General features: G+C 71.4%; 21 protein-coding genes. 18 read left to right on the top strand and 3 right to left on the bottom strand.

What is annotated here, in order from left to right:
* The first annotated feature begins 15 nt into the window (after positions 1-15).
* From ACZ5UM_RS16700 to ACZ5UM_RS16660, 9 genes are all read left to right on the top strand, one after another.
* Complete coding sequence (locus ACZ5UM_RS16700; RefSeq protein ID WP_464845581.1) at positions 16-234, top strand: hypothetical protein; 219 nt, start codon at positions 16-18, stop codon at positions 232-234.
* Positions 235-273: 39 nt separating this feature from the next.
* A complete protein-coding gene (locus ACZ5UM_RS16695; RefSeq protein WP_464845577.1) occupies positions 274-1,014 on the top strand; it encodes a 3-oxoacyl-ACP reductase family protein in 741 nt (246 codons plus the stop codon).
* Between the two features lie 16 nt (positions 1,015-1,030).
* On the top strand, positions 1,031-2,209 hold the full coding sequence (locus ACZ5UM_RS16690) for an acetyl-CoA C-acetyltransferase (protein WP_464845576.1): 1,179 nt from the start codon (positions 1,031-1,033) through the stop codon (positions 2,207-2,209).
* A gap of 292 nt (positions 2,210-2,501) precedes the next feature.
* Positions 2,502-3,638, top strand: a complete 1,137-nt coding sequence (locus ACZ5UM_RS16685; RefSeq protein ID WP_464845574.1) for an acyl-CoA dehydrogenase — start codon at positions 2,502-2,504, stop codon at positions 3,636-3,638.
* A gap of 29 nt (positions 3,639-3,667) precedes the next feature.
* On the top strand, positions 3,668-4,423 hold the full coding sequence (locus ACZ5UM_RS16680) for an electron transfer flavoprotein subunit beta/FixA family protein (RefSeq protein WP_464845572.1): 756 nt from the start codon (positions 3,668-3,670) through the stop codon (positions 4,421-4,423).
* A 29-nt stretch (positions 4,424-4,452) separates the two neighbouring features.
* Positions 4,453-5,436 (top strand): electron transfer flavoprotein subunit alpha/FixB family protein, encoded by a 984-nt coding sequence (locus tag ACZ5UM_RS16675; protein WP_464845570.1) that lies wholly within the window; start codon positions 4,453-4,455, stop codon positions 5,434-5,436.
* A gap of 15 nt (positions 5,437-5,451) precedes the next feature.
* Positions 5,452-6,747: an FAD-dependent oxidoreductase gene (locus ACZ5UM_RS16670; RefSeq protein ID WP_464845566.1), complete on the top strand. Its 1,296-nt coding sequence runs from the start codon at positions 5,452-5,454 to the stop codon at positions 6,745-6,747.
* A 2-nt stretch (positions 6,748-6,749) separates the two neighbouring features.
* A complete protein-coding gene (locus tag ACZ5UM_RS16665) occupies positions 6,750-7,034 on the top strand; it encodes a ferredoxin family protein (protein ID WP_464848407.1) in 285 nt (94 codons plus the stop codon).
* A 98-nt stretch (positions 7,035-7,132) separates the two neighbouring features.
* On the top strand, positions 7,133-7,534 hold the full coding sequence (locus ACZ5UM_RS16660) for a MaoC family dehydratase (protein WP_464845563.1): 402 nt from the start codon (positions 7,133-7,135) through the stop codon (positions 7,532-7,534).
* Positions 7,535-8,558: 1,024 nt separating this feature from the next.
* Here ACZ5UM_RS16660 and ACZ5UM_RS16655 read toward each other — a convergent pair.
* Entirely contained in the window at positions 8,559-9,704 is a 1,146-nt protein-coding gene (locus tag ACZ5UM_RS16655) for a DUF2087 domain-containing protein (protein WP_464845561.1), read from the bottom strand.
* A 236-nt stretch (positions 9,705-9,940) separates the two neighbouring features.
* On the opposite strand from ACZ5UM_RS16655, the gene ACZ5UM_RS16650 reads away from it, so the two are divergent.
* Complete coding sequence (locus ACZ5UM_RS16650; RefSeq protein WP_464845558.1) at positions 9,941-11,452, top strand: winged helix-turn-helix domain-containing protein; 1,512 nt, start codon at positions 9,941-9,943, stop codon at positions 11,450-11,452.
* A 52-nt stretch (positions 11,453-11,504) separates the two neighbouring features.
* Positions 11,505-12,749: a vWA domain-containing protein gene (locus ACZ5UM_RS16645; RefSeq protein WP_464845556.1), complete on the top strand. Its 1,245-nt coding sequence runs from the start codon at positions 11,505-11,507 to the stop codon at positions 12,747-12,749.
* Positions 12,750-13,113: 364 nt separating this feature from the next.
* On the opposite strand, the gene ACZ5UM_RS16640 is transcribed toward ACZ5UM_RS16645, so the two are convergent.
* Entirely contained in the window at positions 13,114-13,326 is a 213-nt protein-coding gene (locus ACZ5UM_RS16640) for a hypothetical protein (protein WP_464845555.1), read from the bottom strand.
* A gap of 120 nt (positions 13,327-13,446) precedes the next feature.
* Here ACZ5UM_RS16640 and ACZ5UM_RS16635 point away from each other — a divergent pair, with 120 nt between their 5' ends.
* The 7 genes from ACZ5UM_RS16635 to ACZ5UM_RS16605 all read left to right on the top strand — a co-directional run bounded on the left by ACZ5UM_RS16635 (position 13,447) and on the right by ACZ5UM_RS16605 (position 25,361).
* Complete coding sequence (locus ACZ5UM_RS16635; protein ID WP_464845554.1) at positions 13,447-14,415, top strand: helix-turn-helix transcriptional regulator; 969 nt, start codon at positions 13,447-13,449, stop codon at positions 14,413-14,415.
* A gap of 160 nt (positions 14,416-14,575) precedes the next feature.
* Positions 14,576-15,778, top strand: a complete 1,203-nt coding sequence (locus ACZ5UM_RS16630) for a trypsin-like peptidase domain-containing protein (protein ID WP_464845552.1) — start codon at positions 14,576-14,578, stop codon at positions 15,776-15,778.
* Positions 15,779-16,315: 537 nt separating this feature from the next.
* Positions 16,316-18,016 (top strand): ABC transporter substrate-binding protein, encoded by a 1,701-nt coding sequence (locus ACZ5UM_RS16625; protein ID WP_464845549.1) that lies wholly within the window; start codon positions 16,316-16,318, stop codon positions 18,014-18,016.
* A 110-nt stretch (positions 18,017-18,126) separates the two neighbouring features.
* Positions 18,127-19,131, top strand: a complete 1,005-nt coding sequence (locus ACZ5UM_RS16620) for an ABC transporter permease (RefSeq protein WP_464848406.1) — start codon at positions 18,127-18,129, stop codon at positions 19,129-19,131.
* Between the two features lie 15 nt (positions 19,132-19,146).
* A complete protein-coding gene (gene nikC / locus ACZ5UM_RS16615; RefSeq protein WP_464845547.1) occupies positions 19,147-20,115 on the top strand; it encodes a nickel transporter permease in 969 nt (322 codons plus the stop codon).
* A gap of 236 nt (positions 20,116-20,351) precedes the next feature.
* Entirely contained in the window at positions 20,352-21,527 is a 1,176-nt protein-coding gene (locus tag ACZ5UM_RS16610) for a metallophosphoesterase family protein (RefSeq protein WP_464845545.1), read from the top strand.
* Between the two features lie 15 nt (positions 21,528-21,542).
* Positions 21,543-25,361, top strand: a complete 3,819-nt coding sequence (locus ACZ5UM_RS16605) for an AAA family ATPase (protein ID WP_464848405.1) — start codon at positions 21,543-21,545, stop codon at positions 25,359-25,361.
* Positions 25,362-25,375: 14 nt separating this feature from the next.
* Here the strand turns inward: ACZ5UM_RS16605 and ACZ5UM_RS16600 are convergent, their stop codons facing one another.
* A complete protein-coding gene (locus ACZ5UM_RS16600) occupies positions 25,376-25,606 on the bottom strand; it encodes an AAA family ATPase (protein WP_464845542.1) in 231 nt (76 codons plus the stop codon).
* Between the last annotated feature and the right edge of the window lie 300 nt (positions 25,607-25,906).

Raw genomic sequence — 25,906 nt, 5'->3', positions numbered from 1 at the left:
GCGGAAGACAGGAGGTTGAACGGCCTGAACCCGTCTCTCATCGCCTCTTTCGTCGTTCGCCTGTACTGCGATCTGGATGGGGGAGGGAACCCCGACCCTTGCTGGCGGGTGGTGGTCCGCCATGTGCAGACCGGGCAGGAAAGGCAGTTCCGCACGCTGGCAGAGGCCTGGGCTTACGTGGAAGACCTGGCCAGGGCCGCAGAGCTGCCTCGCACGGCTTCGAACGACCTTTGATCTCACATAGCCTCAATCTCATCTAGGGGGTATTGCGTAATGGTTAAGGAGCTCCAGGGTAAGCTTGCGCTCGTCACCGGTTCCGCCCGCGGTCTGGGCCGCGCCATCGCGCTCGAACTTGCCGGCAAGGGCGCCGACATCGTGGTCAACGACGTCCCGCAGATGGAGGAGACGGCGCTGAAGACGGTCGAGGAGATCAAGGCGCTGGGCGTGAACGCCCGGTTCTACCCCGCCTTCGTCAACGACGAGGCCCAGGTGAACAAGATGGCCGAGGAGATCGGCCCCGTGGACATCCTGGTCAACAACGCCGGCATCAACCGCGACGGCCACATGCGCAAGGCCAAGAAGGAGGACTGGGACGCGGTCATCGACGTCAACCTGACCGGCCCGTTCATCTGCACCAAGGCCTTCATCCCGGGCATGGTGGCCAAGGGCTGGGGCCGCATCATCAACATCGCCTCGTACGTGGGCCGCACCGGCGTCTTCGGCACCCCGTACTACGCGGCCTCCAAGGGCGGCCTGATCGCCTTCACCAAGGAAGTGGCCATTGAGCTGGCCCGGAAGGGCATCACCGTCAACGCCCTGGCGCCAGGCTACATCCTCACCGACATGATGAAGAACTACCCCAAGGAGTACCTGGACGAGATCACCGCGAAGATCCCCGTGCAGAAGTGGGCGGAGCCCGAGGACATCGCCTACTGGGTGGGCGTGGTCGCCTCGCCGCGGGCGTGGTACATGACCGGCGCCGTCATCGACTGCAACGGCGGCTGGTACATGTAAGAAGGAGGTAACCCACTTGCGTGAAGCGGTAATCGTCTCTGCAGCCCGTACGGCGATCGGCTCCTTCAACGGGACCCTGAGCACCGTGCCGGCCCACGAGCTGGGCGCCGTCGTGATCCGGGCGGTGCTGGAGCGGGCGGGCGTGCAGCCCGAGATGGTGGACGAGGTGCTCATGGGGCAGATCCTGACTGCCGCCCAGGGTCAGAACCCCGCCCGCCAGGCGGCGCTGAAGGCCGGCATCCCGGTGACGGTCCCGGCCACCTCCATCAACAAGGTGTGCGGCTCCGGCCTGAAGACCGTGGCCCTGGCCGCGCAGGCCGTCATGGCCGGCGACGCCGACATCATCGTCGCCGGCGGCCAGGAGAACATGTCGCTGGCCCCGTACGCCCTGACCCAGGCCCGCACGGGCTACCGCATGGGCCACGGCGAGCTGATCGACACGATGATCAAGGACGGCCTCTGGTGCGCCTTCGAGGACTGCCACATGGGCATCACGGCCGAGAACATCGCCGAGCAGTACGGCATCACCCGGGAGGAGCAGGACCAGTTCGCCCTGTCCTCCCAGGCGAAGGCTGAGGCGGCCATCAAGGCCGGCCGGTTCAAGGATGAGATCGTGCCGGTGACGGTGCGCACCCGCAAGAGCGAGATCGTCTTCGACACTGACGAGTTCCCGCGGTTCGGCACGACGCTGGAGGCGCTGGCGAAGCTGCGTCCCGCCTTCAAGAAGGACGGCACCGTGACGGCCGGCAACGCCTCCGGCATCAACGACGGCGCGGCCGCGGTGCTGGTCATGTCCGCCGACAAGGCGAAAGAGCTGGGCCTCACGCCCATGGCCGTGGTCCGCGCCTACGCCTCCGCCGGCGTGGAGCCCCGCATCATGGGCATGGGCCCGGTGCCGGCGACCCGCAAGGCCCTGGCCAGGGCCGGCCTCACCCTCGACCAGATCGACCTGATCGAGGCCAACGAGGCCTTCGCCGCCCAGGCCCTGGGCGTCGCCCGGGAGCTCCAGTTCGACTTTGCGAAGGTCAACGTCAACGGCGGTGCCATCGCCCTGGGCCATCCGGTCGGGGCCTCCGGTACCCGCATCCTGGTCACCCTGCTGTACGAAATGCAGAAGCGGCAGAGCCGGTACGGACTGGCGACTCTCTGCATCGGCGGCGGCCAGGGGATCGCGATGATCGTGGAGCGGCCGTAAGGCCGATGCCCTCCGGGGCGGCGGGGGCGCCCGCCGCCCCGGGGGATCCCCGCAGGGTCCCGGACACCGGCCCCGGATGCGGGGGCCCGGCTGCCGGGCCGTTGACGATGGCCCGTCCTGCACGGGGCCGCCTGAGACCCCGGGCGCCCATCGCCGGAGCCGGAGGGCGATGGCCCGGGTCCGACCGGGGGGTCCGAGGTCGTGGAAGACGGCCCCTGCAGGCCGATTTGTGAATGTGATAACTTTCCCATACCGCAGACGGCATGTGCCGTCGACCGAGGAGGACGCTGGTATGTTCAGACTGACCGAGGAACAGGAACTGATCCGCAAGACCGCCCGTGAGTTCGCCCAGGAGTACTGTGCGCCGATTGCCGTGGAGATCGACGAGGAGGCCCGGTGGCCTGAGGAGTCCGTGGCCGCCATGGCGGAGCTGGGGCTGATGGGAATTCCGTTCCCGGAGGCCTACGGCGGCGCCGGCGCGGACCACCTCAGCTACATCCTGGCCGTGGAGGAGATCTCCCGGGTGTGCGCCTCGACCGGCGTCATCCTCTCCGCCCACACCTCGCTCTGCACCTGGCCCATCTTCAAGTTCGGCTCCGAGGAAGTGAAGCAGCGCTACCTGCCCCGGCTCTGCGCCGGCGAGTGGCTGGGCGCCTTCTGCCTGACCGAGGCCGGGGCCGGCACCGACGCCGCCGCCCAGACGACCACCGCGGTCCGGGACGGCGACCACTACGTGCTGAACGGCTCCAAGGTGTTCATCACCAACGGCGACAAGGCCGACGTCTTCGTGGTCTTCGCCATGACCGACAAGTCGAAGGGCACCCGGGGCATCAGCGCCTTCGTGGTGGAGAAGAGCTTCCCCGGCGTGGCGGTGGGCAAGCACGAGAACAAGATGGGCATCCGCGCCGCCCACACCACCGAGATCCTGCTCCGGGACGTGCGGGTGCCGGCCGGCAACCTGCTGGGCGAGGAGGGCCAGGGCTTCAAGATCGCCATGATGACCCTGGACGGCGGCCGCATCGGCATCGCGGCGCAGGCCCTGGGCATCGCGCAGGCGGCGCTGGATGAGTCGGTCAAGTGGGCGAAGGAGCGGCACCAGTTCGGCCGGCCGATCGCGGCCAACCAGGCCATCCAGTGGATGATCGCCGACATGGCCACCCAGGTCCAGGCGGCCCGGCACCTGGTCTACCACGCCGCCTGGCTGAAGGACCAGGGCGAGCCCCACACCCGGGAGGCCTCGATGGCCAAGCTCTTCGCCGCCGAGACGGCCATGCAGCAGACCATCAAGGCCGTGCAGATCCACGGCGGCATCGGGTACATCAAGGGCACCACCGTCGAGCGGCTGATGCGCGATGCCAAGATTACCGAGATCTACGAGGGCACCTCGGAGGTCCAGCGCATGGTGATCGCCGGCAGCCTGCTCAGGTAGCGGCCCGGCGCGGGGAGGAGGAGCTTGAAATGCCGAACATCGTCGTTTGCTACAAGTGGGTCATCGATGAAGCCGACGTGCGGGTCGAGTCCGGCGGCAGCCTGAACCTGGAGCGGGCCGCCCGCAAGATCAGCGAGTACGACCGCAACGCGATCGAGGCCGCGGCGCAGCTGCACGAGCAGCACGGCGGCGACTGCGTGGCGGTCTCGCTGGGCGGCCCGGAGGTACAGAACTCCGCCAAGGAGGCGCTGGCCCGGGGGCCCGAGCGGGCCGTGCTGGCCGTCGACCCCGCGTTCGAGAACGCCGACGCCCGCATTACCGCCCACGGGCTGGCGGCGGCCATCCGGCAGGCCGGGCCGTTCGACCTGATCCTCTGCGGCGAGGGCTCCGGCGACCAGTACAACCAGCAGGTGGGCCCCCGCATCGCGGCGCTGCTGGATATCCCCTGCATCACCTTCGTGAGCAAGCTGGAGCTGACCGAGGGCGGGGTCCGGGCCGAGCGGAAGCTGGAGGACGGCGTGGAGGTGGTGGAGGCCGCCTTCCCGGTGGTGGTCACCGTCATGCCCGACCTGAACAAGCCCCGCATTCCGGGCCTGAAGCAGGTCATGGGGGCGCGGAAGAAGGAGGTCCGCACCTTCGATGCCGCCGCCCTGGGCCTCGGCGAGGCGCAGCTCGCCGCCCGGGCCGACGTGCGGTCGCTGCGGGCGCCCGCCAGCAACCGCCGGCAGGTGCAGGTGGGCAGCGTGGAAGAGCTGGCGGACGCCATCGCCGCCGCGGTGCGGTAGCCACAACACTGGGAAAGGAAGTGCCGAGCATGGGTGGCATCTGGGTGATCTCCGAGCAGCCTGCGCTGCTGTGTGAACTGATCGGCGGCGGGCGGGACCTGGCCGCCGCCTTCGGCGGAACGCTGACCGCCGTCGCGGTGGGCGACCGGACCGCGGCCGACGAGGCCGCGGCGTGCGGCGCCGACGAGGTGGTCTTCCTGGAGGTGCCGGAGGGGCAGCCGCTGGAGAGCGCGGCGGCGCCGCTGGCGGACCTGCTCCGGGCCGCCGACCCCGACGTGGTGCTGGTCGGCGCCACGCTCAGGGGGAAGGACCTGGCCGCCCGGCTGGCGGCCCGGCTGGACGCGCCGCTGGCGTCGGAGGCGGCGAACATCCGGGTTGAGGGCGGCGACCTCCTGGCCGACCGGCCCGTGTACGGCGGCAGCGGCGTCGCGACGGTGGCCCTGACCGCCCGTCCCCGCATGGCCACTGTGCCCGCCCGGGCCTTCCGGGCGCCGGAGTGCGCCGCCGGCGCTGCGGCGGGCGCCTCCGCCGGGGGGAACGCTGCCGGCGCGGCCGTCGTCCGCACCGTGGCCGTGCCCGCGGACAGCCGCGTGAGGATCGTGGAGCGCCGGCCCAGGCAGGGCAGCGGCGCCGACATCGCCGAGGCCGACGTGGTGGTCGCCGTGGGCCGGGGCCTGCCGGACCGGGCGGACCTGGGCCCGGTGGAGGAGCTGGCGGCGGTCCTGGGCGGCGCCGTGGGCTGCACCCGTCCCGTGGCGGAAGACCTGGGGTGGCTGCCGGAGGACCGCTACATCGGCATCTCCGGCCGGAAGGTGGCTCCTTCGGTCTACATCGCCGTGGCCACGTCCGGCCAGGTGCAGCACATCGCCGGCATGCGGGATTCCCGGCTGGTGGTGGCCATCAACACGGACGAGAACGCCCCCATCTTCCGGGAGGCGGACTACGGGCTGGTGGCCGACGCCCGGGAGGCGGTGCCCGCCCTGACCGCGGCCCTGCGGCAGAGGCTGGGCTAGGGAGGAGGTGCGGCTGTGTCTGAGGATCGGATGGACGCGATCGTCGTGGGCGCGGGGCCGGCCGGATCGGCCGCAGCGCTGCGGCTCGCGCAGGCGGGCCTGGACGTGGCCCTGATTGAGCGGGGCGCGGCCGCGGGCAGCAAGAACATGACCGGCGGCCGGCTGTACACCCACGCGCTGGAGAAGCTGATCCCCCGCTTCTGGGAGCAGGCGCCCGTGGAGCGGCGGGTGACACGGGAGATCCTCGGGTTCATGACCCCCGAGACGCTGGTCAGCTTCGAGGTGCGCTCCTCCCGGTTCGGGCAGAACTCGTACACCGTGCTGCGCGCCCGGTTCGACCCGTGGCTGGCCGAGCAGGCGGAGGCGGCGGGTGCCATGCTGGCCACCGGCGTGAAGGTGGACGAGCTGCTCATCGAGGACGGCCGGGTGGTCGGCGTGCGGGCCGGCGAGGACGAGATGTACGCCGACGTGGTCATCGTCGCCGAGGGGGTCAACTGCCTCCTGCCCCGCAAGGCGGGCCTGCGCACGGAGGAGCTGGATCCCCGCCACGTGGCCACCGGGGTGAAGACCACGATCGAGCTGCCCGAGGGCGTCGTGGCCGACCGGTTCGGCCTGGGGCCTGACGAGGGCGCGGCCATGCTCATGGTCGGCTCCGTCACCGACGGGCTGCCAGGCGGGGGCTTCCTCTATACCAACCGCGACTCGATCTCGCTGGGGCTGGTGATCACCGTCGCGGGCCTGCGGGAGCGGCGTACGGCGCCGGCCGACCTGATGGAGCGGCTGAAGGCGCACCCCGCCATCGCCCCGCTCACCGCCGGGGGAAAGGTGGTGGAGTACTCGGCCCACCTGGTGCCCGAGGGCGGCGCACACATGATGCCCGCGCTTTACGGCGACGGCGTGCTGGTGGCGGGCGACGCGGCCGGCTTCGTGCTCAACCTGGGCTACAGCGTGCGGGGCATGGACTTCGCCATCGCCTCGGGCATGCACGCCGCCGACGCGGTGATCGCCGCGAAGGAGAAGGGCGACTTCAGCAAGGAGGCGCTGGCCGGGTACGAGGCCCGCCTGCGCGATTCCTTCGTGCTGAGGGAGCTGGAGCACTACCGGAATGCGCCGCACTTCATCGGGACGACGCCGCGGCTGTTCTCGACCTACCCCGCCCTCCTGGAGGCCTTTACCACCCGCATGTTCACGGTGGAGGGCACCACCGAGCCGGTCCACCTGCTGCCGATGCTGATGCAGGAGCTGAAGGCCGCCGGGGTCTCGCTCTGGGGGCTGGGGCAGGACGCCTGGAAGGGGATGAACGCGCTGTGAGCCTGACGGCGATGACGATCGAGGAACGCCTGGGACTGAACAAGTTCGTGGTGGACGAGGCGTTCGCGCACATCCGGGTGAACGCCGAGATCTGCCGCACCTGCGAGTCCAAGCCGTGCACCTGGGCCTGCCCGGCGCTGCTGTACACCGTTGTGGACGGGGAGATCCGCTTCGACTACGCCGGCTGCCTGGAGTGCGGCACCTGCCGGGTGATCTGCCCGAAGGAAGGCGCGCTGGTCTGGGAGTACCCGAGGGGCACGATGGGCGTGCAGTTCCGGTACGGGTAGACGTGTGTGTTCGCTGCACCCACGGGCACGGGACGGGTCGACGTCGATGCCATGAGCACGCCCCTCCCGCGGGTGACACTGGATGGGAGGGATCGGAGATGCAGTATGAGATAGGCCAGAAGGCCAGCACGACCAAGACGATCACGGAGACGGATGTGTACCTGTTCGCCGGCATCACCGGGGATCTGAACCCGGCCCACGTGAACGAGGAGTACGCGCGCACCACGCGGTTCGGCGGCCGCATTGCCCACGGCATCCTGTCGGCGGGCCTCATCTCGGCCGTGCTGGGCATGAAGCTGCCGGGCCCGGGGAGCATCTACTTGAGCCAGACCCTGAACTTCACGGCGCCGGTGCGGATCGGCGACACGATCACGGCCACGGCCGAGGTGGTGGAGATTATTAATGGAAAGCGGCTGCGGCTGCGCACCACCTGCGTGAACCAGCGGGGCGAGACGGTGGTGGAGGGCGAGGCCGTTGTGCTGCCGCCCAGGGAGGGTTAGGCCCTCCGGCGTGTTGCCGCCGAGGGCGGGGCAGACCCGCCCCGGCGTGGTGTGCGGTGAGATGGCGGGCAGAGCAGGCACCTGCGGGGGTGCCTGCTCTGCCCGTGTTCTGCGGGGGAGTCGCCGCAGGGGAATTCTTGGGGGCGAAGGGGGTACGCGTGATACCCCTGGGGTGCTACCCCTGGGGTAATTCCCCTGGGGGTAACCTTCCAGGCGGCTGGAGGGGATGGTTGCGCGCGAAATGTGCGCGGGTCTGGGGGAAACGGTGTACATTCTGCGCGCTCGCCGGGGCTGCCGGGTGGTGGAAGCCCGAGTGGGCCACAGCCGGTGGAGGGAAGCGCGGGGGGATAGGCCATTATCCTACCCCCGGGGGTAACCTTTCAGGCAGCAGGAGGGATGGTTGCGCGCGAAATGTGCGCGGGTCCGGGGGAGACGGGTGTAGATTCTGCGCGCTCGCCGGGGCTGCCGGGTGGTGGAAGCCCGAGTGGGCCACAGCCGGTGGAGGGAAGTGCGGGGGGATAGGCCCTTATCCTACCCCCGGGGGTAACCTTTCAGGCCGCTGGAGGGGATGGTTGCGCGCGAAATGTGCGCGGGTCTGGGGGAGACGGGTGTACATTCTGCGCGCTCGCCGGGGCTGCCGGGTGGTGGAAGCCCGAGTGGGCCACAGCCGGTGGAGGGAAGTGCGGGGGGATAGGCCGTTATCCTACCCCCGGGGGTAACCTTCCAGGCGGCAGGAGGGATGGTTGCGCGCGAAATGTGCGCGGGTCTGGGGGAAACGGGTGTACATTCTGCGCGCTCGCCGGGGCTGCCGGGTGGTGGAAGCCCGAGTGGGCCACAGCCGGTGGAGGGAAGCGCGGGGGGATAGGCCATTATCCTACCCCCGGGGGTAACCTTTCAGGCGGCTGGAGGGATGGTTGCGCGCGAAATGTGTACGGTGGCTTGGGTGTCGGGTGCACATTCTGCGCGCAACCGGCGCGACAGGGCCCCGCCACCCCGTGAAGGGGGCGGCGGGGCCGTGTCACGCCTAGTCTGCCTCTTCCTCCAGCTCCCGCGGCAGGTTGTAGCCCCGGTCGCCGAAGGGCTGCAGCTTGCGCAGCCACTTCTGCTTCAGCTTCTTGAGCGCCCCGTCCCGGTCGAAGTAGCCGGTCTCCGGTACCTCCAGGGTCTCAAGCGGCTCGAAGACGAACGCGTCAGGGCCGAACTCGTCCCAGGCCTGCTGCAGCTCCCGGCTCATGTGCGAGCCGTTCTCCAGCTGGAATCGCTGGCCGTTCAAGGTCCGAAAGTTGGGCGTGGTTCCGATCCAGATCATGCCGTTCCGGATGTTGCGAATCTGGTAGACGCCCCCCTCGGTCTTCGCCTCCCGGGCGAGGCGCTTCAGCTCTTTCCTGCGGTCCACGGGATTCCCCCTCTCCGGGTTCTCGTCGCTGCGCCAGTACTGGCTGCCGTCGGGCAGCCGGCGCAGATGGCCGAAATCGACCAGGCAGCGCCGGAGCAGCACGTAGTCTTCTGCGATCGATTCGAGCACCTCGTTGACCTCGCGCTCGCTGTACCGGCGCCCGGGCACGAACCGCTCTGCCACCGCTGCGGCGATGAGGCGCCGGTGCTTCTCCGGCGTGCGCCCGCTGAAGTGCTGCAGCGGCCCTTCCAGCCCGTGCGGGAAGTACCGGGCCAGGATCCGCTCCCGCTCAGCGGCGGGTTTTTCCACCCGGCTGCGCTGCCGTGCCGACGATGTGCCGCTTTCTCCCCCGGCGCCCTGCCGCTCCTGCAGAAGCGCCATGATCGCCAGGAACACCCGCGCCTGCCGCTCCTTCTCCTTCAGGATGAACCGGTGGTTCCGCACGGTGGAGGTGGAGCCGGCGCCGATGGCCTGGCGGATCTCCTCGTCGGTGCGCCCCTCATAGAACAGGGCCAGCAGCCGCCGCTGCAGGTCCGACAGGCCGTGCACCGACTTGTCGAGCCCGACGAGCCAGGCGAAGACGGAGCCGTGGGCCTCCTTGACGTGGTGGCCGATGTACCGGCGGGCGTCGTACAGCCGGTCGCCGACCGGGTAGATGACGCCCTTCTCTGCAGCGTGACCGCAGCAGAGGCACGTGTACGTCTCGGCGCTTTCGGTGTATCCCTGCTTGATCTCGTCCAGGGTCGCGGAGGAGAGCCGATCTGTTACGTTCACTAGACATCATCTCGATTCGTTTGATAATACGTAGGCAGTTTACTATAGCGTCTAACAACTCGTCAAGCCAGCACGGCCGGCGCGGGGGAACTCAGACCTTTCCAGCGTCGTCCCGTCCAGGTGCACAGACGGCGGGTGTTTGGCAGGAACAAGCGTTCGCTACGGCGAAGGAGTGAGGGCAGCCCGGCGGCAGGCAGACGGACGGCCGCCGGGCGTGGCCGAAGGGAGGAAGACCTGTGCGCGTTCGCGTATCCAAAGCGGCTGCCCGCCGGTTTCTGCTTTACACCCAGGGGCTGCTGGAGGTCCCCGGGGTGATTCAGCCCTGGGTGAAGGCGCTGAGGGGCCGGAGCGGCCTCCTGCGCGCCCTGGAGTGGCTCGAGGCCGTGCAGCTGGACCCCATCGCCGTGGTGGAGCGGAACCACCACCTGGTCCTGCGAAACCGCGTCGGCGGCTACCGGCCGGAGATGCTGGACGGACTGTTCGCCGCCGGGCAGGGGTTCGAGTACCTGGCGAACGCCCGGTGTGTGCTGCCCATGCGTGATCTGCCGGAATTCTGGCCGATCATGCTGGCGGCGCGAACACTGCCGGCCCGGGAGGCGCTGGCAGGCGTGATGCGCGACGTGCTGTACCGCCTGCGGGAGGCGGGCCCGCTCCGGCCCCGTGATCTGGGCAACGACGGGCCGCGGCTGATGGGCATCGGCTACAACCCGCCCGACAAGGCCTCCAAGGCCTCGGGACGGGCGATCGACCTGCTCTGGCTGGGCGGCGAGATCTTCGTCGCACGGCGGGAAGGGAACGAGAAGTGGTACGATCTGGCGGAAAACGTCCTGCCGCCGCGCGTGGCGGCGAGCCTGCCGGGGGATGTCATGGACCTGCGCTCCCCGCTGCTGCGCACCGGCGCTGGCGGAAGCGGCCCCACGGCTCCGGCCCGTGGCGCTGGTGCAAGCGGCCCCACGGCTCCGGCCCGTGGCGATGGTGCAAGCGGCCAGACGGATCCGGTCCGCGGCGCCGGTGAGTGGGGCCCGACCGCCCCGGCCCGCGCTGGCGGAAGCGGCCATACGGAGCCGGTCCGCAGCGCTGGTGGAAGCGGTCAGGCGGACCCGGCCTGCAGCCTCGGCGAGGGCGCTGACGTTTCCCGCCCCTGGTCCGCGCCGGATGTCGCCCGGGGCGAGGCCGAGTGGCAGCGATTCCTGCTGGATAAGTACATGCGGGCCTACCGGCTGGTTGACCTGGGCGACTTCCGGTTTGGCTGGCAGACCTACCCCGCGGCCAAGCGGCGGGCGCTCGCCGAGGCGAGGGTGGCGGCGGGCGAGTGGGCGGAGGTGGCCATCGAGGGCGTGCGGCGGCGCTACTACGCGCTGGCGGAGGACCTACCCCTCCTCGAGATGGCCGCGGACTGGGAGCCGCGGCGCACCGTCCGCTTCCTGGCGCCGCTGGACAATCTGCTGTGGCGCCGTGAGCGGCTGCAGGACCTGTTCGACTTCGACTACACGTGGGAGGTCTACACCCCCGCCGAGAAACGCCGGTTCGGCTACTATGCCATGCCGATTCTGTACGGGGACAGGCTGATCGGCCGCCTGGACCCCAAGCTGGACCGCCAGAACGGGGTGCTGGTGGTCAACTGCCTGCAGCTGGAACTGAACGCCGTCGACCGCCGGGGGCTGCAGAACTCCCTGGAGAAGGCGCTCCACGAGTTCGCCCGCTGGCACGGCGCGCAGGAGGTGCGGATTCTCCGGCAGGAACAGTGACACCACGCTGTCACTGCCCGGCGCGATGCTGGGGGCAGAGGAGGTCGATCGCATGACCTACAGACTCACGCTCTGCACCCGGCTGGAACGCACCTGCATCAGCCACTCGGGGGGCGAGCTCTACCTGCTCGTGACCCTGGCCGCGCCGCCGGCGCCGGCCCCCGACGGCCGCCCGCCGCTCAACCTGGCGGCCGTGGTCGACCGGTCCGGCTCCATGGCCGGGGCCGCGCTCTACTTCACCAAGCAGGCCCTCCGCTTCCTGGTGGATCAGGTGGCCGAGGCCGACCGGCTGGCCATCGTCACATACGACGACGAGGTGCGCGTGCCCCTGGCCAGCCAGCCGGTCGCGCACAAGGATGCCGTGAAGCTGCTGGTGGACGGCATTACCGCCGGCGGCACCACCAACCTCAGCGGCGGGCTGGCGGCGGGCATGCAGCAGATCCGCCCGCACGCCGGGCCCGAGCGGGTGAGCCGCGTGCTGCTGATGACCGACGGCCTGGCCAACGTCGGCGTCACCGATCCGGACGTGCTGGTGGGCTGGGCCAGGGCCTGGCGGGAGAAAGGGCTCGGCCTCAGCACGCTGGGCGTCGGTCCCCACTTCAACGAGGACCTGCTCGTGGCGCTGGCAGAAGCGGGGGGCGGCAACTTCCACTACATCGCCGACCCCGACCAGATCCCGCGGATCTTCCAGGAGGAGCTGGAGGGGCTGCTGCAGGTGGCCGCGCAGGGGCTGCAGCTCACCATCGAGGCCGAGCCCGGCGTCGCCGTGACCGGGGTGCTGGGCTACCGGCCGGAGGGGAACCCTGACCGGGCCGTGGTGATCCTGCCGGATCTCTGCGCCGCCGAGGCGAAGCACGTGCTGGTCCGTCTCGCGGTGGCCGCCCCGCCGGCGGACGGCAGGCTGGCCCGGGTGGTGCTCCACTACGTGCCGGCGACGCCGGGCGGCCAGCCGGGCACCATCGAGGCCGACGTCTCGCTGGAGATCACCGAAGACCCCGCCCGCCTCAGCGAACCGCCGGACGAGGCCGTGAGGCGCCAGGTGCGGCTCAGCCAGGCCAGCGCCGCCTGGGACGAGGCGGTGGAGCTGGCCGACGGGGGCGACCTCCAGGGCGCGGCGATCCGCCTCTTTCAGGCAGCCGAGGCGCTGGAGGCAGCGTCCGCCGGGGGAGACGGCGAGGCGCTGGAGCAGGCCGCGGCCCTGCGCGCGCAGGCCGAGGCCATCACCTCGGTCCCGTACGATACCCACACCCGCAAGCGCATGCGGGAAGAGGGCCTCCGCCGCCGCAGGGGGAGGTAAGGCCCTGGGCGCTGTAGGAGGAGGCAAGGCCCTGGATGCTGTAGGGGGCGGCAAGGCCCTGGATGCTGTAGGAGGAGGAAAGGCCCTGGGCGCTGTAGCAGGAGGCAAGGCCCCGGGCGCTGTAGGAGGAGGCAAGGCCCTGGATGCTGTAGGAGGCGGCAAGGCCCTGGACGCTGTAGGAGGCGGCAAGGCCCTGGGCGCTGTAGCAGCAGGCGAGGCCCTGGATGCTGTAGGAGGCGGCAAGGCCCTGGACGCTGCAGGGGAGGGAGGGCCCGGCGTGCCACAAGGGGAGGAAAGGCGGCGCGCGCCACAGGGGCCCGCAGCCCACGCGGGCCCCTGTGGTCGGCAGTATCGGCGGGTCAGCCTACCAGGAGCGCCGGCCCCACTTGCCCCAGGGCGACTTCCCCCAGGGCGACTTGCCCCACGGGAACTTATCGAACTTCTGGAACGGGAACTTGCCGAAGGGCGGGAAGCGCCGGCGGCGGCGACGGCGCCGCCAGGGATTGCCCCAGCTCATGCCGTCCCAGTCGTCGTCCCACCAGTCGTCGTCGCGGCCCCAGCCGTAAGGCATCGTCATGATGGATCCCTCCACCCCAGCATATGCGCCGGCGGGTGCCGGGTTACATAACGCCGCCCTGTGCGGGGCAGGCAGGAGATTCCGGCGGCGCTGGGGAAGGCTTCCGGGGAGGGATGCCCCATGGCGGCCGGATCCTCACGCGCGCTGCAGCGGCGCTTCCAGCTCCTCACCGTCCTGATGGGAGGGGGCAGGCCCCGGGCTGACGACCTGGCCCGGCGTTTCGGCGTGACGCGCCGGTCGATCTACCGCGACCTGGAGTTCCTGGAGCAGAACGGCGTGCCCGTCGTGCGGGACGGCGGGCGGTACGCGGTGCTGGAGACCTTCAAGGTGCGGCCCATCCAGTTCCAGCCGGATGAGGTCCTGGCCCTGATGGCCGCGCTGGACTTCGGCCGGCGGAAACGGCCCGTGGGCGGCGCGGCCGCCCGCAGCGCCTGGGAGAAGCTGCTGGCCGTGCTGCCGGCGCAGCAGCAGGAGCTGGCCAGCGGGCTGGGCCGGACGCTGGTGGTCGACCCCATCCAGGCGTACTCCCTGCCGCCGTCCCCGGACGTGGAGGCGGCCTGCCGCGCGGCGGTCGAGGGGCCGCACCCCCTCCGGATCCTCTACCAGGCCCTCCATGCCGAGGCGCCCGTCGAGCGGGTCGTCCGCCCGTACGGGATGGCATACCGGGGGACGGCGCTCTACCTCATCGGGTTCTGCGAGCTCCGCCAGGAGGTCCGGATCTTCCGCGCGAACCGCATCCTGGAGGCGCAGGTGCTGAGCACCACCTTCGACCGGCCCGCGGACTTCGACCTGGAGCAGTACCTCGGCGGTGTCTGGGGCATCGAGTTCGGGCCGCTCATGCGCGTGCGGATCCGGTTCGACCGGGAGGTGGCCAGGCTGGTGCGGGAGACGGTCTGGCACCCGTCGCAGCGGCTGGAGGAGGAGGCAGGCGGGTCGGTGATCCTCCGCATGGAGGCGCGGGGCATGGGCGAGCTGGCCCGCTGGCTGGCCGGTTTTGGCGGCCGCGCGGAGGTGCTGGAGCCGGCCGAGCTTCGGCAGGCGGTCCTCGAGCTGGGGCAGGGCATCGTCGCGCGATACGGCAGGATGTAGGCTGCGGGCTGTCGAGAGCGAGGTGGTTTCGGATGCGCAGGCGGTATCACCGGTGGCTGCTGCCGGTGCTGGCGCTCTCCCTGCTCCTGATCCCCCCGGGCGGAGGGGTGCGCTGGCGGCGTCGGGGCAGCGGGCGGCTGCGGCCGATGCGGGCACTTCCATGGCGGACGTGCTCATCGACCTCAACGAGTCCCTGAAGTCGGAGAATGAGACCCTCAGGACCCTCAACGCGGTGCTGAAGGCCGAAAACGAGGCGCTGAAGCAGGAGAACGAGGTGCTGCGCAGCCAGCTGGAGGCGGCCGCGCGGCGGATCCAGGAGCTGGAGGCCGCGGCAGGGCCGTCCACGGTGGAGGGGCTGTTCGCCCAGCTGCGCACGCGGGTGTTCCGCGTGGACGTGTTCGACTACGGCGGACGGCTGATCGGCACGGGCAGCGCGGTGGCGGTGACGGAGAACAGCGCCATCACCAACTATCACGTGGTGGAGAAGGCATGGTCGGCGGAGTTGGTGACCGAGTCGGGGGAGCGGATCCCGGTGGCGGGCATGACGGCCTTCAGCGAGGCGTGGGACCTGGCGGTGCTGCAGGTGCGCGGCCGGCTGCAGCCCGTGACGATCCGCACCAGCCCCGCCCGGGTCGGCGAGGACGTGGTGGCCATCGGCAGCCCGGTCGGCCTCATCAACACCGTCTCCACGGGGATCGTCAGCGCCCGGCGGACCATGGACGGGCTCGACGTGATCCAGGTGAGCGCCCCCATCTCCCAGGGCAGCAGCGGGGGCGGGCTTTTCGACCGGCAGGGCCTGCTGGTCGGGGTCACCTTCGCCTACCTGAAGGACGGACAGAACCTGAACTTCGCCATTCCCGCAGAGTACGTGCGGCAGATGCTGGCGCAGGCGGGGCCGCTCCGGGACCTGCCCGGTGTGAGCCGGTTGACCCCCGAGAACCTGGTCCCAGTGCTGTATGAGACCCACCCCGCCCTCCGGCTGGGCGAGGCGGAGATCCTGCTCGACTACCTGCTGGTTCCCGATTCGTCGGCGGGCTACGGCCAGGCCCCCGACGTGCTGTGGATGGTGATGGATGACGAGGCCTACTTCGACTTCCTGACGGCCATGCTGCTGTCGGACGACGTGGCGGCCAGCGAGGCCGCGGTGCAGGCGTTTGTGCAGGAGGTGGCCTTCCTGTTCGGCAAGGCCTACCCGGGCCTGGACGGGACCGTGTTCCTGGCGTACATCGGCGAGTACTCGTACCGGCCGTGGGGATACGACTACGTGCGCTACAATCCGAACACCGGGACATGGTTGGTGATCCGCCCGGTGCTGGTGTACTGGCGGGAGCAGGGCGTGTGGGAACCCATGTGGATCGAGTGAGCGAAGCGGAAAGCCCGGGACGGGGCCCGATCCAGCGGCGCAGGCCGCCGGATCGGGCCCGCTTCGCGCGGCAGGCCGGTTTTCACGGCAGCCCGACTCGCCTGGCCGCCCGATTCGCGTGGCGGTTCGATCGGCGTGGTGGTCCGATTCGGCCTGGCCGTTCGAGGGACATCGCGGCCCTCTCCGCATGGCCGGACCGCCCTGCATGGCCGCTGGATCCGCGTGGCGGTCCAGTTCGGTCTGCCCGTCCGATTCGGCGGGGCCGTTCGATGGACATCGCCGCTGGTTCCGGGTGGCCGCTCCATCCGCCCGGCCGCGGGGTCCGAGTGGTGGCCCGCTCTGCCCCGCCTGGCCGTTCGATCCGGCGCGGCCCCCGATCCGCATGGCGAGCTCACCCGGTTGGGTGAAGAATAACCCTTAAGACAAGATTACCTCGAGAAAGAATTATCAAAGAGGAGGTGCGAACCCCTCCGTCAAATTGCAATGACTCAACCCCGGGCGCATGACCCGGTAGACAGACAGGGAGGGATTCGGTTCATGGGGGTTCGCACCAAGCGGTTCCGGTGGGCGGTCAGCCTGCTCCTGGCGGCCCTGGTGGCGCTGTCCGCCTGCAGCGGCGGCGGCTCCACATCCGGCGGTACCGATGGCGGGACGCAAAGCGGGGACGCCGCGCCCAGCCCGCAGCAGGGCGGTACGCCGGCGCCTTCTCCCCAGCCGCCGGCCGCAGAGGAGAAGGTCCTGGTGTGGGGGCGGGGCGGCGACTCGATCTCGCTGGACCCGATTCAGGTGACCGACGGTGAGTCGCTGAAGGTGACGCACCAGATCTACGAGGGCCTCCTGGACTACGCGCCGGGCAGCACCGAGGTCGTGCCCGTGCTGGCCACCGACTGGGAGCCCAGCCCCGACGGCCTGGAGTGGACCTTCCACCTGCGCAGGGGCGTGAAGTTCCACGACGGCACCGACTTCAACGCCGAGGCCGTGAAGATCAACTTCGACCGGTGGCGCAACACCGCTGACCCGTTGCACGTCGGCGGGGAGTTCCCGTACTACAGCTACATGTTCGGCGGCTTCGACGAGGACTCGAACATCCAGGACGTGATCGTGGTCGACGAGTACACGGTCAAGTTCGTCCTGAAGAGCGTGCAGGCTTCGTTCCTGCAGGACATCGCCATGGTGCCCTTCGCGATCGCCAGCCCCAAGGCCCTCCGGGAAAACCCCGAGGGGCTGAACGACAACCCGGTGGGCACCGGCCCCTTCAAGTTCGTCTCCTGGACCAAGGGCGACCGCATCGTGCTGGAGGCCAACCCCGACTACTGGGGCGGCCGGCCGGCCATCGACCGGCTGATCTACCGCTCGATTCCCGACAACAACGCCCGCCTGGTCGCGCTGCAGGCCGGCGAGCTGGACGTGATGGACGGCGTCGAGCCGGCCTTCCTGCCCACGATTCAGGCCACGGGCCAGTTCGACATCATCGAGCGGCCGCCGATGAACATCGGCTACCTGGCCTTCAACACCCAGAAGCCGCCCTTCGACAACGTGCTCATCCGCCAGGCGATCAACCACGCCATCAACAAGGATGAGCTGAACACCGCCTTCTACGGCGGCCTGGGCATTCCGGCCGTCTCGCCGCTGCCGCCTTCGGTCTGGGGCCACAACCCCAACGTGCCCAAGTACGAGTACAACCCGGAGAAGGCCAAGGAGCTGCTGGCTCAGGCCGGCTACGGACCCGACAACCCGCTGAAGACGGAGCTCTGGGCCATGCCGGTGCCCCGGCCCTACATGCCGCAGCCCGAGCGCATCGGCGTTGCCCTCCAGAACTACCTGCGGGAAGTGGGCATCGAGGCGGAGATCGTGACCTACGAGTGGGGCACCTACCTCGAGAAGACCGGCATGGGCGAGCACACCATGGCCCTGCTGGGCTGGACGGGCGACAACGGCGACCCCGACAACTTCCTCTACGTCCTGCTGGACAAGGACAACGCCGTCACGCCTGACGCCGGCAACATCGCCTTCTACATGGACGACGAGGTCCACGACCTCCTCATCCGCGCCCGACAGACCACCGACCAGGCCGAGCGCACCCGGCTGTACGAGGAGGCCCAGGTGAAGATCATGGAGGACGCGCCGTGGGTGCCGCTCATGCACACCCGCGTGCCGATCGCCGTCCGCAAGGGCATCTCCGGCTACGTGCCCAACCCGACCGGCTCCGAGTCCCTGGGCAAGGTCACCATGCCGTAACGTGGTGGCGCTGTCGGCGAGTCCGCAGGGGGGGTGGCTCCGGCCGCCCCCCTGCGGGTGGGCCCGGGCAGCCGCAGCCCCCAATGACTGGTCCTCCGGGAGGGATTGCTATCGTCAAGTATCTGGCCAAGCGGATCGGCCTGGCCATCCCCACCGCCCTGGGTGTGCTGGTGGTGATCTTCGTGCTCATGCGGGCCATCCCCGGCGACCCGGCCCGGCTGATGCTGGGTGAGCGGGCCTCGCCGGAGCAGGTGGAGGCCCTGCGGGAGCAGATGGGGCTGAACGATCCGCTCCATGTACAGTTCGCGGTCTTCCTGGGCGACGTGCTGCGGGGCGACCTGGGCACGTCGCTGCAGAGCCGCCAGCCGGTGACGGCTGAGCTGATGGCCCGCTATCCGGCCACGGTGGAGCTGGCCATCTTCGCCATGCTGCTGGCCTCGACCCTGGGCATCCTGGCCGGGGTGGTCTCCGCCGTCTGGCGGAACTCGATCCTGGACTACGGCGTGATGGCCGCAGCCCTGGTGGGGGTCTCGATGCCGATCTTCTGGCTCGGCCTCATCCTCATGATGTTCTTCTCGGTGCGGCTGCACTGGCTGCCGGCCGGCGGCCGGCTCGACGCCCGGATGATCTGGGACGGCGCCACGCAGTTCGTCGTGCTGGAGAGCCTCGTCCGGGGACAGTGGACCACCTTCGTCACCGGACTGCGCCACCTGGTGCTGCCCGGGATCGCTTTGGCCACGATCCCGCTTTCCGTCATCGCGCGCATCACCCGCTCCTCCATGCTGGAGGTGCTGAACCTGGACTACATCCGCACCGCGCGGGCGAAGGGCCTTCCCGGCTGGCGGGTCAACTTCCGGCACGCGCTGAAGAACGCCCTGCTGCCGGTGGTCACCATCATCGGCCTCCAGGTGGGGCTGCTGCTCGGCGGCGCCGTGCTGACGGAGACCATCTTCTCCTGGCCCGGCATCGGCCGCTTCATCGTGATGGCGATCGGCGCCCGCGACTACCCGGTGGTGCAGGGGGGCATTCTCCTCATCACCCTGGGGATGATTCTGGTCAACCTGCTGGTCGACGTCATCTACACGCTGATCGACCCGCGCATCCGCTACCAGTAGGGAGGGGGCGACGAGATGGCCGTCATCGATCCGCGAACGCCGGCAGCGGGCGCACCGCCGGGCCCGCCGCAGGCCAGCCCGCAGCCGCCGGGCCGGGGCGCCGCGGCGGAGGGCGCACAGCCGCCCCCCGCGGGCGATCCGGCGGGCTACCGGCCCGCGAGCATCCTCCGCCGGCTGCTCAGGCACCGGGCCGCGGTGCTCGGCGGCAGCATCGTGCTGCTGATCGTCCTCATGGCGCTGCTGGCCGACGTCATCGCCCCCTACGATCCGATCCGGGGCCGGCTGGCCGACATGCTCCAGCCGCCCTCCCGGGCCCACTGGATGGGCACCGACGAGCAGGGGCGGGACATCCTCAGCCGCATCATCCACGGCAGCCGCATCTCGCTGACGGTGGGGCTGGTGGCGGTGGGCATCTCGCTCACCACGGGCACGGTCATCGGCGCCGTGTCCGCCTACTTCGGCGGCTGGCCCGACCTCGTGATCATGCGGGTCATCGACATCCTGCTCGCCTTCCCTTCGATCCTGCTGGCCATCGCCATCACCGCGATCCTGGGGCCGAGCCTGACCAACGCGATGGTCGCCGTGGGCATCGTGGGCATGCCGGTCTACGCCCGGCTGGTGCGGGCGTCGGTGCTTTCGCTGAAGGAGCAGGACTTCGTGCAGGCCGCCCGGGCGGCAGGCGGCGGGCACGGGCGCATCCTCTGGCGGCACATCCTGCCCAACGCCCTGGCCCCGCTCATCGTCCAGTCCACGCTCTCCGTCGGCACGGCGATGCTGGACGCCGCCGGCCTCTCCTTCCTGGGGCTGGGCGCCCAGCCGCCGGCGCCGGAGTGGGGCGCGATGCTCTCGGGGGCGCAGGTGTACATCCAGCTCGCCCCGTGGGTCGTCACCTTCCCGGGACTGGCGATCATGCTGGCGGTCCTGGGTTTCAACCTGCTGGGCGACGGGCTGCGCGACGTGCTGGATCCGCGGCTGCGGCGCTAGCGGCGCCGGGGCCGGGCGAGCTGTGGGGATCCTGCAGGCCGGTGCACGAGGGTGCGCCGGCCTGCCCGTGTGTCAGCCTGCCCGTGTGTCAGATGCCCATGAGGCGGCGGGGCCGGAGCCGCGGCCGGGACATCCACGAAGAGGAATTCCTTCGCCCCCGGCCAATTTGTGGAGCAGATGGTTTGGCGCGGCCCCGCGGCGGGCCGCGAAGCGACCGCGAAAGGGGGCTGTGTCCCGTGCTGCGCATCCTGCACCTCGCCGACCTGCACTTGGGGTGGCGGCCGTCCTTCATGCCCAGGGAGCAGGCGGAGGAGCGCCGCCGACGGCGGGACGGCCTGCTCAGCCGGGCCGTGGACCTGGCCCTGGATCCCGCCCGGCAGATCGGCCTCGTGCTGATCGTCGGCGACCTGTTCGAGACCCACTGCCCCGAAGCGTCGCTGGTGGCCGCGGCCATGGCCCAGCTGCGCCGGCTGGAGCAGGCCGGCATCCCGGTGGTGACGGTGCCCGGCAACCACGACGAGATCACCTATCCCAACTCGGTCTACCAGACGCACCGGGACGAGTGGCCGGGCATCCTGGTCACCAACCCGCATCCGGCCCACGTGGCCAGCCTTCAGGTGCAGGGCGAGGCGGTGCACCTCTACAGCCTGGCCTACACCGGCGGCATCACCCAGACCCAGCCGGCCATCAGCCAGTTCCCGCGCCTCGATGAACCCGGCATCCACCTGGCGGCCTTCCACGGCACCCTGGGCGACTCGCTGGGGGAGCGGTCGCTGCCGCTGGACCCCGCGGCGCTCGGGCAGGCGGGCTACGACTACATCGCCCTGGGCCACATCCACAAGCCCGATGCGGTGCGCATGGGGCGGGGCCTGGCCGTGTACCCCGGCGCGGTGGAGGGGAAGGGGTTCGACGATCCGGGAACCGGGCAGTTCACCATCGCCGTGCTGGAGCCGGGCGGCGTGACCCTGGAGCGGGTCCCGGCCGGGGTGCAGCCGGTGGTGGTGCACGACCTGGACGTCTCCGCCATGGCGGATGCGGCGCAGGTGGCGGAGGCCGTCGCTGCCCTGGCCGACCGGGAGGTCATCGCCGGTCTGGCCGACCGCGAGGTTATCCCCGGACTGGCCGGCGCCGATGCCGTCGTCCGGGTGCGCCTGACCGGCACCGCCCCGGAGCTGCTGGACCCGGAGGCCATCGCGGCTGCCTGCGCCCACCGGTTCTTCTACCTGGAGGTCGTCGACGAAACCGATTCCCTCTCCCCGCAGCTGCTGGACCGGTGGGCGGGGGAGCGGACCATCCTGGGCGAGTTCATCCGGCGCATGCGCCGGCGGCTGGCGGAGGCGCGGGATGAGGGCGAGCGGGCCGTCCTGGAGGAGGCGCTCCGCCGGGGCGTGCAGGCCATGCTGAGGAGGTGACCGGCCTTGGCAGGGGTGATCTGGCATTCGGTATCGCTCACGGGCTTCGGGCCCTACGCGGAAAAGACCACCTACACCTTCCCCCCCGGCCTCGGCGTGCTGGTCGCGCCCAACGAGTCCGGCAAGTCCACCCTGGTGGCCGGGCTGATGGCCACCCTCTACGGGCTGCCCACCGGCGGCTCGCCTTCGGACTTCGGGCAGACCCGCTACCGCCACCTGGGCCGGGCCCCCGGCTTTGAGGGGGAGGTGGAGTTCACCGCCGCCGACGGCCTGCGCTACCACGTCTGGCGCGACTTCGGGCGCCACCAGGTGGTCGTGACCCGGCACGGACCGGCGGGCCCCGAGCGCATCTACCAGGGCACGCACAACCCCGGCGCGCGGACCGGCAGGGAGCCGTACGAAAAGCTGATCACCGGGCTGGTGGGCCTCACCTCCCGGGAGCTGTTGGCGGCCATCTTCTGCGTGACCCAGCCGCTGCCCGAGATGGAGCAGGTGGACCACTCGGTGCAGGAACTCCTGGCCGGCGCGGGCGGCGGGCGGCCGCAGCAGGCCCTGGAGCGGCTGGCGGAGGAGGCGGCGAAGTGGACCCGCTACCCGGCCGAGTACGGCTTCCCCACAAACATGCGGAAGGACCGGGAGCTGGAGGCGCTGCAGGCGAGGATCCGGGATCTGGCGGCTCAGATCGAGCAGGCCCGGTCGGCCGTCGACCTGTACCACCGGTCCGCCGGGCACCTGCAGGCGGTGGAGGCGGAGTACGAGGAGGTGCGCCGGGAGGCGGCCCAGCGCCGGCAGGTGCTGGACGCCCTGCAGGAGTGGCAGCGGCTGGCCGAGCGGCGTCGGCAGCACCGGCGGCAGGTGGGCAGCCTGCGCCGGGCGCTGGAGAGCGCCCGCGACGCCGCGAGGCAGGTGGACGAGCTACGGGGCCGCCTGGCCCGGGAGTGGCCCGAGCTGGCGGCGCTGCCGGCCGACACGGGTGATCGCCTTCAGGCGCTGATCGGGCTGGAGGAGGACCTGGCCCGGCGGGCCCAGGAGGCCGCGGACCTGGAGCGGCAGCGCCGGGAGAGCGAGCAGGCGGCGGAGGAGGCCGAGGCCCGGCTCAGGTCCGAGTTCGGCGACGTGGCCGGGCGCGCCGCGCTGCCCCGGGACGTGCGGGAGCTGCGGGCCCGGCTGGCCGAGCTGAAGCGGCTGGAGGCGCGGCTGGCGGACCTGGCCGCCGAGGAGGCCCGGCTGACGGCCCGGCTCTCGGCAGGACCCGACTGGGGCGAGCTGGGCCGGCCGGCCGGCGAGGCGGTGCGCCGCCTCCGCACGGTGACGGACGAGGCCCTGCACCGGTGGGAGCGGTACGAGCGGCTGCGGGAGAAGGTGGCGCTGGCTGCAGCGGCCCTGGAGCGGTACGCGGTCTTCGCCGGGCAGCCCCAGGAGGTGCTGGACCTGGTGCGCCGCTTCCACGTGCTTGAGGCCGAGGCGAGGCGGCAGGCGGAGGTGGCGGCCGCCCGGGCCGGGGACCTGGACCGGCAGCTGCAGCGGCTGGATGCGGAGGCCGGGCGGCTCCGGCAGGACTACGCCGCGGTGGCCGGCCTGGATGAAGCCGTGATCGCGGCCGCCCGGGAGAAGGTGGCCCTCCTGCAGCAGCAGGACCAGGTGCGGGAGAGGCTGGCAGAGGCCCGGAAGACGGCGGACGCGGGGCGGAAGCGTGCACAGGGCCTCGCTGCGGCCGCCGGCCTGCTGCTGGGCTTCGGCCTGGGCTGGCTGGCGGGGCGCGCGCTGCTGCCCGGGTCCCCGGCGGGCGGGGCAGCGCTGCCCGGTGCGGCCATGGCGGCCACGGCGGTTCTCGCGCTGCTGGGCGGAGGCCTGGGCTACTTCCTGGGCGGCCGGATGGCGGGCGGCGCGGCGGCCGGGGAGGCCCGGGCCCTGGAGCGGCGGCAGCAGGAGCTGGCCGCGCAGATCGCGGCCCTCAACCTGGGGCCGCTCTCGGCGGAGCCGCCCCTCAGGCTGAACCTGCTGGTGCAGCAGTGGGAGGAGTGGCGCCGGCGCTGGGCGGCGCTGGAGGAGGAGCGCCGCGCCCTCACCGATTCCCCTGAGAAGGTGGCGCTGCGGGAGGCCGCCGAACAGGCCAGGCGGGAGCTGGACGCGCTGGCGGAGCGGCTCCGTCCCTTTACCGCGCGCTTCGCCGACCCGGCCGCTGCCCTGGCCGAGTGGGAGAACCTGCGGCGGGACCAGGAGCGGGATCGGGCGGATCTGGATGAGCTGTGCCAGGCGGAGTGGGGGGTGGCCCCCGAGCAGGTGGAGGAGCTGGCGCTATCCGCCCTGCGCGGCCGCTGGGCCGAGCTGGCGAAGCTGGCGCGGATTGCGGCCCGTGCGCGGCTGTCGCCGACGCAGGCCAGGGCAGGAACTTCGCCTGCGCCGGCCGGCGGGGATGGGCTTTCGCCCGAGCTGGCCGGCGGGGATGGGCCTTCGCCTGCGCTGGCCGGTGGGGATGGGCTTTCGCTTGCGCCGTCCGGCCGCGCGGGGACTGCGGACGCCGGCTCCGGCGCCCCGACGGCGGATGCGCCCGCGCGATTGGCGGAGCTGGTCCGGTGGCTCCGGGCCGCGACGCCGTCCTGGTGGGAGCGGGTCATCGCCGAAGCCGGGAAGTGGTCGGCGGACGACCAGCGGCTCGCGGAGGTGCGGGCCGAGCGCCGGCGCCTTGAGGAGGCCGGTCCGGACGGCCGCTCCTCGGTCGGGCGACTGAAGCAGGAGGTCGAGGCGCTGCGGGCGCAGGTGGCCCCCTTCGACGAGCAGGCGGACCCGGACGAGCTGGAGGCCCGGGTGGCCGCGGCCGGCGAGGTGCGCGCCCAGGCCGAGCGGGCCCGGGCGGCGGCGAAGACGCTGCAGGAGCGGGAGCGGCAGGTCGCCGGGCAGCAGTCGGCTCTGGCCGAGCAGGCCGAGGCCCTGCGCCGTCTGCTGGCGCCGGCGCTGGCTGCGGCCGGCGGCGACCCCCGGGCTGCACTGGAGCGCTGGCGGGCCCGGGAGCAGGCCCTGCGCCAGGTGCAGGAGGGGGAGAAGGAGCTGAGCGGCATTCTCACCGCTTCGGGCGCGGCCGACCTGGAGGACCTGGACGGCCGGCTGACCGACGCGGAGCTGGAGTGGCGGCGCACCGTCGAGCGGCTGGAGGCGCTGGCGCAGGCGCACCCCGGGCTGCCCTCGGCGGATGAGGCGGACGACCCGCTGGCGGTGCAGGGCCGGATTCAGGAGCTGCGGGAGGAGCAGCAGCGCACCGAGACGCGCCTCGAGCAGCTGGAGGCCCAGCGCCGCGCCCTGCGGGACCAGCTCCAGGACCTGGGCCGGGAGACCATCAACCTGGCGGAGGCCGAGATGCGGCTGGCGGAGCTGCGCCGGGAGGAGCAGAAGCTGGTGCGGAAGGTCCGGGCGCTCGGGATCGCCTACCAGGAGCTGGGGGAGGCGGTGCGGGTCTACCGGACGACCTACCGGGAGCGGCTGGAGGCCGCCGCGACGGAGTACTGGGCGGGCCTCACCGGGCGCAGCGGGCGCCGGGTGCGGCTGAGCGACGAGTTCACGGTGAGCGTGGTCGAGCCCGACGGGGTGGTGCTCACGCCGCCCCAGCTCAGCAAGGGCGCGCAGGACCAGCTCTACCTCGCCCTGCGGCTGGCGATCGGCGACCTGATCGCCGAGGAGGTCCGCCTGCCCTTCGTCTTCGACGACCCGTTCCTCAACTGCGACGAGGAGCGGCTGGCCCACATCCGGAAATCCCTGGACCGGCTGGCGGAGGAGCGGCAGGTGCTGTTGCTGAGCCACCGGGAGGAGTTTGCGGCGTGGGGGTCGCCGGTGGTGTGAGCGCCCGCGGCTGTTCATCGCCGGCCCCGAGCGAGGCCAGCCAGGCCGCCGGCTGTCGCCTGATCTACCCGGGCACGGAACTCGTTCAGCGGCGCGGCCGTCCAGTTCGGGCCCCAGTTCAGCGCGTCCGCTTCGATGTGGGGACAGCCAAAGCGCTCCGCCAACTGCCGGGCCAGGGTGGTCTTGCCGGAGCCGGTGGTGCCGACGACGACAATGCGGCGGCCGGGGATACGGGTATCGGGCATCGGGGCAACCTCCCTGCCGCTCGGCCGGCAGGGGTCGGGGTGCCCTCCCGGCGGGTGGCGGCAACGATTTCACAGCGTAGCCACACACAAGACGACGAAACAGGCGGCGTGAAAGTTCGGGGGAGGGGACCGGGCTTCGCCGCGCTGCGTTCTGTCCGGACAGGCTGGTGCCGGTGGCCGGAGCGGGAGGCGGGGGACGCCGCGTGCAGGCGACCGATGAGCACCCCGGGCTGAAGGGAGCCGCCAACGGCGAGTGCGAACGGATGATGTGGTGCGGGACAAGCGGGTGCAGCCGGACGT

This window comes from Symbiobacterium ostreiconchae, from assembly GCF_055396975.1.
This window is presented reverse-complemented; position numbering and strand designations above follow the sequence as displayed.

Excerpts from the sequence above, each read along its gene's own strand:
- ACZ5UM_RS16695 (WP_464845577.1), top strand. The coding sequence starts at position 274 with ATGGTTAAGGAGCTCCAGGGTAAGCTTGCGCTCGTCACCGGTTCCGCC.
- ACZ5UM_RS16685 (WP_464845574.1), top strand. The coding sequence starts at position 2,502 with ATGTTCAGACTGACCGAGGAACAGGAACTGATCCGCAAGACCGCCCGT.
- ACZ5UM_RS16680 (WP_464845572.1), top strand. The coding sequence starts at position 3,668 with ATGCCGAACATCGTCGTTTGCTACAAGTGGGTCATCGATGAAGCCGAC.
- ACZ5UM_RS16675 (WP_464845570.1), top strand. The coding sequence starts at position 4,453 with ATGGGTGGCATCTGGGTGATCTCCGAGCAGCCTGCGCTGCTGTGTGAA.
- ACZ5UM_RS16660 (WP_464845563.1), top strand. The coding sequence starts at position 7,133 with ATGCAGTATGAGATAGGCCAGAAGGCCAGCACGACCAAGACGATCACG.
- ACZ5UM_RS16645 (WP_464845556.1), top strand. The coding sequence starts at position 11,505 with ATGACCTACAGACTCACGCTCTGCACCCGGCTGGAACGCACCTGCATC.
- ACZ5UM_RS16640 (WP_464845555.1), bottom strand. The coding sequence starts at position 13,326 with ATGACGATGCCTTACGGCTGGGGCCGCGACGACGACTGGTGGGACGAC.
- ACZ5UM_RS16635 (WP_464845554.1), top strand. The coding sequence starts at position 13,447 with ATGGCGGCCGGATCCTCACGCGCGCTGCAGCGGCGCTTCCAGCTCCTC.
- ACZ5UM_RS16630 (WP_464845552.1), top strand. The coding sequence starts at position 14,576 with ATGGCGGACGTGCTCATCGACCTCAACGAGTCCCTGAAGTCGGAGAAT.
- ACZ5UM_RS16625 (WP_464845549.1), top strand. The coding sequence starts at position 16,316 with ATGGGGGTTCGCACCAAGCGGTTCCGGTGGGCGGTCAGCCTGCTCCTG.
- nikC (WP_464845547.1), top strand. The coding sequence starts at position 19,147 with ATGGCCGTCATCGATCCGCGAACGCCGGCAGCGGGCGCACCGCCGGGC.
- ACZ5UM_RS16600 (WP_464845542.1), bottom strand. The coding sequence starts at position 25,606 with ATGCCCGATACCCGTATCCCCGGCCGCCGCATTGTCGTCGTCGGCACC.